Source organism: Clostridium sp. ATCC 25772, assembly GCF_001573875.1.
Classification (GTDB): Bacteria; Bacillota; Clostridia; order Clostridiales; family Clostridiaceae; genus Clostridium_J; species Clostridium_J senegalense.
The window spans coordinates 1-11,274 of the sequence record NZ_LFRG01000044.1 but is presented as its reverse complement, the minus strand read 5'-3'; the positions used below and the strand labels follow the sequence as shown (position 1 = coordinate 11,274).

Here is an 11,274-nt window from a genome sequence, read left to right as displayed (position 1 = left end):
TTCTAAATTGTAGATTCAAATAACTTAAAAATTTCATTTATATTCATGCTATCTAAGCCAAGAATAGGAATCTTAATATTTTTAATTTCAAAAATTGAAATTAACTCTTCAATAAATACTCCGGCCTCATTTACAACAGTTAATGAAGATAACATATTTGATAAATTTTCATTAGAAGATAATTCACCATACCATTTGCCAGAACAAGTTTTATCAACACCACAACTAGGACTTCCATTTATGCCAATTACACCTAAAATAGAAAAATCATTTTTTATGTAATCTTCTATTTGATCAACATAAGTCTCTAATAAGTTTTTGCAAGTTTTTCTAAAATGAGGGGTATCAAATTGTTCTTTAACATGTCCCCATCTATTACAACCATAACAAGTTAGCTCAGGGCAGGGAAGTTGAATTATTCCTACATTATTATTTATAAATAAATTAATTAAATCTTTTTTTCTTTGTTCAAAATCTTCTTTAACAATTCCAAAATTATAAACCTTGGAATTGGTATTGATTAGACAATGACAAATTATTATAATTTTTTTGTTTTTATTTAAATTTTCCATAAAATCTCCTAAAATTTTTTAAATTATATGCACTTATAGTATAATGTATATACAAAAAATTACAAATATGCAAAACAAATAAATGAACTATCTTTTATTAAATTTATCTATAAGTTATAAAAGTAAAACTAATTTTGATGTATTTGAGAAACTCAAAATAATGTGAGAAGTAGAATTTAAAATTTTGCAAGTAGGATATGAAAAGAAGCTTTAAAGAGGTAATAAAAATTTATTAAAATAAAATAAGCTATAAAATAGAGATTAAAACTCTATTTTATAGCTTGATTTTAAATTTTAGTTAGTAATGCAGTGCACCACTCATTTGTTTGACAACTAGAAATTAAAGTATATCCGTAATCTTTAATCTTATCTGCAACTAAGTCAAATGTCCACTCAACTAACCCAGATACTAAAAGAGTACCACCTTTTTTTATATGATTATTTATAAAATCCATGAACATTTGGGTTTCTTCTCCACCAATATTTATAATAATATAATCAAATTTATCTTTAAATGTTATTTCATTTTCTAATATATTACCAACATAAACATCTATATTATCAAGTTCATTTAATGATGCATTTAGCTGAATTTCTTCATTAACATCTCGTATATCAACAGCAACTACAGTTTCGGCTTTTTTTATTGCAGTAGCAATTGAAAGAATGCCAGAACCAGTACCAATATCTAATACAGATTTATTTTTAAAATCTTCATCTAAAATATATCTTAAACAATCTTGAGTTGTTTCATGTAAACCAGTTCCAAATGCACCTTGAGGAATAAAATTAATTTTATTTTTTCCTTCAACTTCATATTCAGGTGAACATAAGACCCAACCATTATTTAAATCTATAGGTTCTAAAGTTTCATTTAATTCTACATTATTTATGGATTCTATTTTAATTTCATTAACTTTAAGTGTATTCATTATAAGATTTTTTTGGTTTCTAGCTTCTTCTATATCATCGCTTTCTACAACTATATTAAAATCAACAAATTCATCTTCATTTTCATAATAACCATATCCATAGTCCGTTTTTGTTATAGTTATAGGACTTTCATAAAATACATTATATATATCATGAATGTAGAGTTTTTCTGTAGCTTCATCAGCTTTAGATAGTGGAAATTTAAAAGTAAGTTTAAACATATTATATATTTCCTCCTTGTATACCTAATGTATAGATATAGAATTTCTTAATTATATATCCTAATTTTATTATTAACTAAAAACAAAAAAATAAGAACAATGTTAGAAAATATAATTAATAATTATTAAAGTAGTAAATAAATTTATCTAATATCTAACATATAATAGGTATAAAATAAATTAATAAAAATTATTTTAAAAAATTATTTTAGTATTATTATAGATAAGTTTATATTAGTTTTCAATAAAAATAGATATATATTTAATTATATTGTAAAAAATGTATCAATTATTTAATAGAAAATTAAAAAAATTAGATAGATTAAGTAATTTTTAGTAGATGGAAATTATTTAAAGATTAAAAAGTAATATAGTCTTAGATTATTAGGTATGAAATTTTATTTATTAATAAAATTATGATAAAGTTAAATTGAGAGTTATTATAAGGAGGGGATAATATGTCTTCAAATTGCGATACATGTCCAAGTAAAGGCAAATGTACTTCTGAAAAAGGAAGTTGTTCTATAGAAAATAATGTTAATAATAAAGTTAAAAAAGTTATTGCTGTTATGAGTGGAAAAGGTGGAGTAGGTAAATCTACAATGTCTACTATGATAGCAAAAACATTAAGAAAAAAAGGTTATTCTGTAGGTGTATTAGATGCAGATATTACTGGTCCAAGTATTCCAAGACTTTTAAATATAAAGGAAACAGAAGTTTTTGGATCAGAACAAGGTATATTACCAGTAACATCAAAAGAAGATATAAAAGTTATGTCGATTAACTTTTTAATAAATGATGAAGAGTCGCCAGTAATTTTAAGAGGTCCAGCAGTATCAGCTACAGTTAAACAATTCTGGACAGATGTTTATTGGGGAGAATTAGATTATCTTATAATAGATATGCCTCCAGGAACTGGGGATGTACCATTAACTGTTATGCAATCAATTCCAATAAATGGAGTAGTTGTCGTTACAACACCTCAAGATATGGTTTCTATGATAGTAGCAAAATCAATAAATATGGCACGTAAAATGAATGTTGAAGTTTTAGGTGTAATACAAAATATGAGTTATTTAGTTTGTCCTGATTGTAATACTAAAATAAAAATCTTTAAAGATGAAGATTTTAAAGAGTACATAGATAGAATGCATACTAAATTATTAGGTGAAATGCCTATGACTTTAGATTTAGCTAAAATATCTGATGGTGAAGTAACACAATACGGTGATAAAGTGGAAGAAACTTTAAATGAAATAACAGATGAAATAGAAAAGTTTTGCAAATAAAAATAAGAGAACAAATTTTGAAAATTTGTTCTCTTATTTTCTATTTATTAGAATCCATAATTTTTTTTATTGGACCTTTTTCTGTTAGTAAATCGGTTATATCACTATATGGAATAAATATAAAATCAACGGATAAATAATCTGGAGTAGAATCATTAGTCTCATTTCTGTTATATAAAACTAAGGAATTAGGTGTTAGGAAAAATTCTTGATTTTCTGTTATACCTTTAAATAATTTAGCTTTTTCAGGATTTTGTTTTTGGAGAAAAGCAATAGATAAACTATTTAGTTTTTCAATATAGTTTGATTTAAGATTAAATAAATCCTTTAATCCAACTAAATTACCAGTTTCATAATTAACAGTTAAAGAAGCATAGGATATACTTTCTTCATTATTAAATCCATAAGAGTAAAGATAAAATATAAAACTTGCTATATTTTCTACTTGAAGTGATAATGAATATGATCCATAAATATCCATATACACAACTTTCTTTTCTACAAAAAGTTCTTGTCTTATAAGTGACATATATTTATCAACTATAAGATTGTTTATAGAATCTTCAGCTGATTTACTTGATAATCCTTTAAAGAAAGGATATATTATTGAAAAAGAATTTGGTGCTATTTTTTTATCATAAATAAAGTCAGAAATTTGATTTATACTTTCAACATAAGTCATATTAGTTCCAGTATTGTTTTTAGTTTCCCTATGAAAGCATTCAAAATAAGCAATTCTATTTAAGTCTATACCAAAATAAACCCAACGACCATTTTTCCAACGGTATCCAGAGGCTGTTTTTTTATCAATTCTAGTTAGCCAAGCCCAAAATGAATTTCCATTGTAAAGCCATAAATATACATATTGATATAAGCATGGTCTTAATGAACTAGAAGATACTGATTTATTTTGCTTTTCATTAAGATTTGCTTTTTTAGGTGTAAAATTAGGTGGAGGACCTACTGGTTGGTCATAATTTTTTTTGTTAGATTCTCTAGAAAAATCATAACAATCTAAATCAAGTGGTTTTAAAACTAATTCATCCTTTAATGAATTATCAATAGATATGTTTTCTTCAGATGAACGACCGTGACATTCAAAGGAATCTATTCTATTTAGACCAATTCCAAAATAAACCCATCTTCGTCCATTCCATCTAAATCCAAAAGCAGAAGTTCTATCAACACCTATTAACCAAGCCCAAAATCCATTTCCATTACGTGGCCAAATATAAACAAATTGAAAAATACAAGGTCTTATAGAGTTTGGAGATACTGCTTTAGTTTGTGCCCCACTTTTAAAATTAGATTTTTGTGGAGTAAAATTAGGTGGTGGTGTAGATGGTTGACCACTGTTTTGACTAGGATTATTTATAGGCGGTTGATTAGGATTAAATCCTGGAAAATTTATAGGTGGTCTTGGGATTTGTCTGTCTGTTACAAAAAAATCAGAATTAGCTTCTTCCAAATTCAATCCATCATCTAAATCTTTAAATTTATTTTCATATGGATATCTAACATACATTAATTAAACACTCCTAGATATATTAATACATTAATATAATATGAATCATTTTTTATTATGATACATAAAAATTATATTATAAGTAAAATTTACTAGTTTCTTATTTGAAAAAATGAGCAAACTAGTTATATAAAATAAACTTTAGGAGGAATAAAAATGAAAAAAATAAGAAGAAGTAGAAAAAGTAGAATGAATAATATGCCTAATATGAAAAAAATGAAAAAATTAACTGCTAAAACTAAAAGAGAAATAAAAAAATTCTCTATGGAGATGGGAAAAGATATGTCTATAATGATTAAGAATATAAAAAAATCAATGAAATAAAGTTAAAAAATAACTTACTAACATAAGTCAATATTTAATAAAGATATCTATAAATAGTGATGATAGGTAAAATTCTTATTATCACTATTTTTATTATTTAAATAAAATTTTCAATAGTTGGCTTAAGTTGATTTATTTATTTGTAAATTATCAATATAAAAATCACCAATAAAAACTATTTGTTTTATTGGTGGTTTTAAACCCTATATTATCTATTAAAAATGATTAATTGAATGAATCAATTAATTATTAGAAAACTTAATGTTTTGTTTAAATGTCATATTCCAAGACTTAATATCATTACTATCTAAATTTTCATTACATAATGAAACTGCTATTAGTTGTGAATTATCATATGTTTTATAATAGAGTATTCCTTTATCTAAATTAAAACAAGAGGTATATTGTGTATAGTCAATTTTATTATATTCTGTAATAACATTACCTTTAGGGATGGTTACTCCTTCAAGTATATGAAAAATATTTGTAATGCCTTCTATTTCATCTTTACAATCAGTACTTGCATATTTTGCAAATACTGTTTTAACGAATCTAGATGGTGATGTAAAGTCTCCAGGTAATCCTAATGTACCAGAACCTTGAGAAAGTGGTTTAAATGTAACATTGCCTAAAGTAACTTCTTTCTTTTTTAATGGGTTAATGCCAACATAATTTCTTAAATTAGTCATATGCCAATTAAATTCAGGACTGTTTGTCATAACTCCAATAGGATTTTCTTTAATTACTAAACCATTTTCTGTTGGCTCAATAACTATGCAATTACCACTTTTATCAGCAACAATCCAGTGAAGTGGTGGTAATAATTGCATTTCTTCTAAGGTCACGTTCATTAAGTTTACTTTTTTTATTTCTTTTATAGCATCCTTTACAGTTTCACATTTACTTAATAAGTAAGGTACTACTTCATAAGGTGCAATATTTAATAAAGAAGTTGATTTTTTGTCAGAGTAGATTGCATATCCGGGAAAGTATAGAGAGGCACATGAAAAACCTTTTTCATTAGTTCCATCTGCAAAAGCACAATAATTTCCGTCGAACTTTTGACCTATTCCTAAAAAGGCAAAGTTAACTTCTATGGAGTGTTTATCCTGGTATAGTTTCCATTTATATTTTCTAGGATACATAATTGCATTGGGATTTAATATAAGTGAAAAATCCATAGTCCTTGCTAAAAAATGATTTCCATCTTGTGTTTTAAAGGTTAAACTTGTGCACATAATTGTATTCCTCCTACAGTTTATTGACAATAACATATTATTAAATGTAGTATACGTTCCTATTAAATGTATTATACGCTGCTTTATTTTGATTTCTTAAGCATAATTATAGGGAAACAAGCTCCAATTTAAATTTATTCAATAACCTTAAAATATTTTCATACAAGATTCAGCATTGAATTCTAAGTAATTCGGAGCATGTCTCACTATTTTAGGTATTCAAGTTTTGAAATGAATAATTTTAAGAGTCAACTTGGAACCCTATATAGTGAAATAAGCTTGAATTTAAGTTTATTCATCAAATCTTTGTTATCAGTTGATAAAAATAGGTACAATTATAATTAGTTAAGAGTTATTTTTTTAGTAAGATCGAAAAGATATCAATAAAATATTAATTTAAGATTTAATTTATAACCCTATAAATAATGAATGTGATTTCAAATAAATTTTAAATGAAACTAAATAAAAGCACAATCTTATATATATTGATTGTACTTTTACTTAGTTTTTGTTTAACTATAGTTTTAAGAATTATATAAATAATTGCAAATATACCATATTTTTATTTACATTAAGACTAAATCATCTGCAAAAATGAAAATGATATAGTTATAAAGATGGGTCAAATACTTTTCTAATAAAATACAATATTTTTCGCATAAACTTTCAGATTCATTATTATTTAAAACTTCTATCAAATAATTTCTTAATCTAGTAGTTATTGATACTGATACACCACAGTAACTGCCTTCTAAAGAATAGGTTTTAATAAAAGGTTTAAAAGATGATGGATATAAAGTTTTTATATAATCAATATCTTTTTCTAATTTAAGTAATAGGGGGGATTCTATGAATCTAGATTTAAATCTAGTTGAAATCTCCTTATTAATTAGAAAAAGAGCTGATATAGAATCAGTAAGTGTTGAAATAATTTTAAATTTATTATTTAAAGGAATTTTTAGATTGTTTTCTAGAATATCACACAAATAATTAATCGCATTATTTAATTGAGACGCATGACATTCAATATTTATAAATAAATTAGATTTTGTCATAATATACACCACCTATTTGAAAAATACCTATTAGACATGAATGTGGGTATCATTAATAAAACTAAAATTATTAAGTATATAATTTATTTAAAATACAGTGTAATAAAAAATATATTTAACTAATATAGATTTATATTTTAATAATATGAAATAAGATACCTATTTTTATATGTCTTAATACAGGTTTAAATAAAATTTATCTTCCTTTAATGTAAAACCATTTTTTTTATAAAATTCTAAATTAGATTTTTTGGTATTACAACCATAAATAACTTTAGTTTTAAAATTATCTTTAAGTTTAATATTATTATTAGTATTTTTAAATAAATTATTAAACTCAGGAATAAGTTTATCTATAAGATATATAAGAGCTTTATTGCCAAACTCTGAATTAGAATTATTGCCTAAATAAAAATTTTTTACCTCTAAGGAAGATGGTATGATTTCATTATACTTCAAATTAAGCTCCATGTAACCGCCTTTTTTCGACAAATCTTCATATTTTCCAAAAAAACCATAGATTTTGAAATTATAGTTTCCTGTTATAAAGTAATTCTTATCAATAGGACATATAAATGCCATAGGATAACCCTTTTTGTCCTTAGAAAACTGAAAAAAAGGACTAGTTAGTATAGTAGTATCCACATTAGCTTCTTTTGTAAATTTTTTTAAATCTTTAATTATATTAATATATTTATTAAAAATTATACAATTTTTATCAATGCATTGTATAAGTTTATTGCTAATAAATAACTGTTCTATAATTTTATCATCTGATGGATAATTAATATTTGCCATATGAATATCTTCTAATAAACTATCATCAATTGATTTATCTAAACATAAAGATGTTAAGTCATTAGAAAATACCTCATCTAAATTATTAGAATTAAGACATATATATTTTAATCTATTTAATTTAGTTATAGACTCATATTTAGTTTTTTCAAGAATTTTATTGTGACTTCGTAATAAAGAAAGAATTTGTTCATTATTATTTTTGTATAAAATAGATAAGAAAACATCTTTAAAAGAATATTTCATTATAACAGCTCCTTTCCTAATTTTTTCAGTTTAAAATATATAAATAAATTTATTTTTATAACCTTGTTAATAAATTAAAGTACAAAAGAATTAAAAAAAAATTTTACGGCATAATATAAATAGTATTAAATTTATAATAAATTTTAGGAATACACAAAATATATCAATAAATTATATGTCTTTCATATTAAAAATAGTACTAAGAAATATATTGTTAAAATAAATGATAATTATTTTCAATTAAACTGTTGACAAGTAAAAAAAGTAGAGATATAATAAAGTCAAATTAGTAATGAAAATCATTATCAATTAGAAATGGTGAGGAGAGAGTTTTATGAAAGACATATTAATAGTATATTGGAGTGGTACAGGTAACACAGAAAAAATGGCAAATTTAATTGGTCAAGGTGTTATGGAAAGTGGAGCTAAGGTTTTAATAAAAAATGTTAGTGAGGCAACTACAGAGGATATAGAAAAATTTGATACTATAGCATTAGGATGTCCATCTATGGGAAATGAAGTTTTAGAAGAGTGTGAAATGGAGCCTTTTATAGAATCTATAAGGGATAAAGTAGGAGGCAAAAAAATAGCTCTATTTGGCTCTTTTGGATGGGGTGATGGCCAATGGATGAGAGATTGGGTAGAGCGAATGGAAAGTTATGGTGCTAATTTAATAGATGAAGGTTTAATTATAAATTCTGAACCAGACTCAAAAGGTGAGGAAGAATGTATTGAGTTAGGAAAAAAATTAGTATAAATGTGATATTAAAACTATAAAAATATTTTATGGTTTTGAAATATAACAAATAAATGAAACTATTTTTATTATGACATTAAAGGAGCGAGTACTAGTGGATATAGCTATTAAGGATTTTAGAAATAAAATTAAAGAATTTGATGATGTAGAATATATGGTTAATGTTATAGTATTAAATGCAGCACCTACAATAAAAGAATTAAAGGCAGGAACTACAGTTACCCTTTGTAATCATGATAAAAATATGAAAAATAATTGGAAAAACTATAAAGAAGAATTGCTTGAAAGATTAAAACTTAAAGCTTTCGAATTAAAAGAAACGGAAGATGCGGTAGTAGTACTTTTTTATAAAGAAGAATTACTAAAGAATAAACTAGAAAATGAACTAGTAAAAACTTATTTAAAAAAATTTGGGTATAAGTCAGAAATGACCCTATATGAAAAATTAACCTTATTAAAAAAAAGATATGAGAAAAATGCTTGTCCGCATGAACTAGGGTTATTCTTAGGATTTCCACTAGATGATGTAAAAATATTCATAGAGAGTCCACACAGTGAATGTTTAATATGCGGATATTGGAAAGTGTATAAAGATGAACATTATGCTATGAAAACTTTTGAAGATTTTGATGCAGCAAAGCTTGAAATAATAAATAAAGTTTGTAGTGGTTTGTCTTTAACAGAAATATTAGATGGAATAGCTTAAGATATAAATCTTAAGAATATTTTACTAATATTATAAATTCAAAACTCAAAATAAGTCAATAACATCCAAATCCTTCTTATAATAATATATAATATTTTTAAAGTGCAGTTTTAAATTGATACCCATAGCAAAATAGCTATGGGTATCTTTTTTAATAGAAAGTAGTTTATGCTATAATAATGAATTAAGGTATAATCAAATAAATAAAAATAAAGAAAATATTAGGGTAGGGTTTTTTATGAAAATAGATGAATTAGATATAGAAATAATATATAGAGAAAGAAAAAGTATATGTATAAGGATACAAGAAGATAATAAAATTAAAATTTTAGTACCAAATGGTATTTCAGATAAAACAATTTATGAAGTAGTAGAAAAAAAATTAAATTGGATAGAGGGTAAAATTAAAAGAAATAGGCAACGTATGTTAGATAGAGAAGTAAAATATGGAGTTGATGGAGAAAAATATCCTTATTTAGGAGAATTATACACATTGAAAATTATATTAGATAAAAAAGGAAAAAACAACTTAAGAATAGAAGAAAAAGAAATAATCTTAAATTGTAAAGATTTAAATAAGACAAAATATATGATAGAAAAATTTTATAGAAAATTAGCTTTAGATTTAATAGAAGAAAGGGTTAAAATTCATTCAGAAAGATTAAAGTTAAGTTATGGGTCAGTAAAAGTGAGAACTCAAAAGAGACGATGGGCAAGCTGTACATATAATAATGATTTAATATTCAACTGGAAATGTATAATGGCACCGTTAGATGTCATTGATTATATAGTTATACATGAACTATGTCATACTGTTCATAAAAATCATTCTGCTAAATATTGGTGTTATGTAAGAGAAATTATGCCCAATTATAAAGAAAAAGAGCTATGGCTTAAAGATAATGGATATAAGTTAGAATTGTTTTAAATTATAAAATAAGATTATTAACTAACTTAAATTTATTACGTATATAAAAGTATATAGGGAAACAAGCTCCAATTTAAATTTATTCAGTAGCTTTAAAAATATTTTTATACAAAATGTAGTGTTGAATTTTAAGCGATTCAGATAATGTGTCACTATTTTGGATATCCAAATTTCGAAATGAATAATTTAAAAAGTCAACTTGGAACCCCATAAATTATAAAATAAGTTAAGGTACTTAAAGTTATGAGTGAGGAGGATATTGTTGAAGCAGAATAGAAAGAAAAAGAAAAAAAGAAATTTTTCTATAATCACTTGTGCTTTATCTATAATAATTTTATCAATTTCTTTGTACACCTATATTAGATTTAGTAGCCAGGTATCGGCATATGAAACTCATATAAAAAACATAAAGATAAACTCTAATATAGGAGATGATTATTTAACTAATTTTGAAAAAGAGAAGATAGAAAGAGAAAAGCAAAAGGAAGAGAAAAAAATAAAGAAGGAAGAAGAACGAAAGAAAAAATTAGAAGAAAAGAAAAGAGCATTAAAAGAACTTGAAGAAAAGAAAAGAGATAAGGAAAAAAAAGAAACAGAAGAAAAACTTATTAGGGTGTGTCTGAAAACTAATTAGTGCAAAAGATTTAAATTTTAGATATAATAATATCAAAAAAACTATGAG

The 11,274-nt window shown here is 24.1% G+C and carries 12 protein-coding genes; 6 read left to right on the top strand and 6 right to left on the bottom strand.

Going from position 1 to position 11,274, the window contains the following annotated elements:
* Positions 1 to 2 precede the first annotated feature (2 nt).
* Together AZI32_RS13815 and AZI32_RS13810 are read right to left on the bottom strand one after the other, a co-directional pair.
* Entirely contained in the window at positions 3 to 572 is a 570-nt protein-coding gene (locus AZI32_RS13815; RefSeq protein WP_061996389.1) for a CD3072 family TudS-related putative desulfidase, read from the bottom strand.
* Positions 573 to 859: 287 nt separating this feature from the next.
* Positions 860 to 1,726, bottom strand: a complete 867-nt coding sequence (locus AZI32_RS13810) for a 50S ribosomal protein L11 methyltransferase (protein WP_061996388.1) — start codon at positions 1,724 to 1,726, stop codon at positions 860 to 862.
* Positions 1,727 to 2,184: 458 nt separating this feature from the next.
* On the opposite strand from AZI32_RS13810, the gene AZI32_RS13805 reads away from it, so the two are divergent.
* Positions 2,185 to 3,015 carry an Mrp/NBP35 family ATP-binding protein gene (locus AZI32_RS13805; protein ID WP_061996387.1) on the top strand — a complete coding sequence of 277 codons (831 nt, stop codon included), beginning with the start codon at positions 2,185 to 2,187 and terminating at the stop codon, positions 3,013 to 3,015.
* A gap of 40 nt (positions 3,016 to 3,055) precedes the next feature.
* Here AZI32_RS13805 and AZI32_RS18850 read toward each other — a convergent pair whose 3' ends face one another.
* Positions 3,056 to 4,540: a hypothetical protein gene (locus AZI32_RS18850; protein WP_061996386.1), complete on the bottom strand. Its 1,485-nt coding sequence runs from the start codon at positions 4,538 to 4,540 to the stop codon at positions 3,056 to 3,058.
* 156 nt (positions 4,541 to 4,696) lie between these two features.
* Between AZI32_RS18850 and AZI32_RS18490 the strand changes: the two genes are divergently transcribed.
* The gene (locus AZI32_RS18490) at positions 4,697 to 4,864 is read left to right on the top strand and encodes a hypothetical protein (RefSeq protein WP_157450925.1); all 168 of its coding nucleotides are present in this window, start codon (positions 4,697 to 4,699) and stop codon (positions 4,862 to 4,864) included.
* A 242-nt stretch (positions 4,865 to 5,106) separates the two neighbouring features.
* Here AZI32_RS18490 and AZI32_RS13795 read toward each other — a convergent pair whose 3' ends face one another.
* From AZI32_RS13795 to AZI32_RS13785, 3 genes are all read right to left on the bottom strand, one after another.
* Positions 5,107 to 6,102 carry a choloylglycine hydrolase family protein gene (locus AZI32_RS13795; RefSeq protein WP_061996385.1) on the bottom strand — a complete coding sequence of 332 codons (996 nt, stop codon included), beginning with the start codon at positions 6,100 to 6,102 and terminating at the stop codon, positions 5,107 to 5,109.
* Between the two features lie 566 nt (positions 6,103 to 6,668).
* Positions 6,669 to 7,157, bottom strand: a complete 489-nt coding sequence (locus AZI32_RS13790; protein ID WP_061996384.1) for a hypothetical protein — start codon at positions 7,155 to 7,157, stop codon at positions 6,669 to 6,671.
* A gap of 174 nt (positions 7,158 to 7,331) precedes the next feature.
* Complete coding sequence (locus tag AZI32_RS13785) at positions 7,332 to 8,201, bottom strand: hypothetical protein (protein WP_061996383.1); 870 nt, start codon at positions 8,199 to 8,201, stop codon at positions 7,332 to 7,334.
* A 334-nt stretch (positions 8,202 to 8,535) separates the two neighbouring features.
* Here AZI32_RS13785 and AZI32_RS13780 point away from each other — a divergent pair, with 334 nt between their 5' ends.
* From AZI32_RS13780 to AZI32_RS13765, 4 genes are all read left to right on the top strand, one after another.
* Entirely contained in the window at positions 8,536 to 8,958 is a 423-nt protein-coding gene (locus AZI32_RS13780; RefSeq protein WP_061996382.1) for a flavodoxin, read from the top strand.
* Between the two features lie 94 nt (positions 8,959 to 9,052).
* Positions 9,053 to 9,664: a DUF3793 family protein gene (locus AZI32_RS13775; protein WP_061996381.1), complete on the top strand. Its 612-nt coding sequence runs from the start codon at positions 9,053 to 9,055 to the stop codon at positions 9,662 to 9,664.
* 238 nt (positions 9,665 to 9,902) lie between these two features.
* Complete coding sequence (locus AZI32_RS13770) at positions 9,903 to 10,592, top strand: SprT family zinc-dependent metalloprotease (protein ID WP_061996380.1); 690 nt, start codon at positions 9,903 to 9,905, stop codon at positions 10,590 to 10,592.
* A gap of 262 nt (positions 10,593 to 10,854) precedes the next feature.
* The gene (locus AZI32_RS13765) at positions 10,855 to 11,226 is read left to right on the top strand and encodes a hypothetical protein (protein WP_061996379.1); all 372 of its coding nucleotides are present in this window, start codon (positions 10,855 to 10,857) and stop codon (positions 11,224 to 11,226) included.
* Positions 11,227 to 11,274 lie beyond the last annotated feature (48 nt).

Coding starts and splice junctions, on each gene's coding strand:
- AZI32_RS18850 (WP_061996386.1), bottom strand. CDS start 4,540: ATGTATGTTAGATATCCATATGAAAATAAATTTAAAGATTTAGATGAT.
- AZI32_RS13815 (WP_061996389.1), bottom strand. CDS start 572: ATGGAAAATTTAAATAAAAACAAAAAAATTATAATAATTTGTCATTGT.
- AZI32_RS18490 (WP_157450925.1), top strand. CDS start 4,697: ATGAAAAAAATAAGAAGAAGTAGAAAAAGTAGAATGAATAATATGCCT.
- AZI32_RS13810 (WP_061996388.1), bottom strand. CDS start 1,726: ATGTTTAAACTTACTTTTAAATTTCCACTATCTAAAGCTGATGAAGCT.
- AZI32_RS13795 (WP_061996385.1), bottom strand. CDS start 6,102: ATGTGCACAAGTTTAACCTTTAAAACACAAGATGGAAATCATTTTTTA.
- AZI32_RS13780 (WP_061996382.1), top strand. CDS start 8,536: ATGAAAGACATATTAATAGTATATTGGAGTGGTACAGGTAACACAGAA.
- AZI32_RS13790 (WP_061996384.1), bottom strand. CDS start 7,157: ATGACAAAATCTAATTTATTTATAAATATTGAATGTCATGCGTCTCAA.
- AZI32_RS13785 (WP_061996383.1), bottom strand. CDS start 8,201: ATGAAATATTCTTTTAAAGATGTTTTCTTATCTATTTTATACAAAAAT.
- AZI32_RS13770 (WP_061996380.1), top strand. CDS start 9,903: ATGAAAATAGATGAATTAGATATAGAAATAATATATAGAGAAAGAAAA.
- AZI32_RS13805 (WP_061996387.1), top strand. CDS start 2,185: ATGTCTTCAAATTGCGATACATGTCCAAGTAAAGGCAAATGTACTTCT.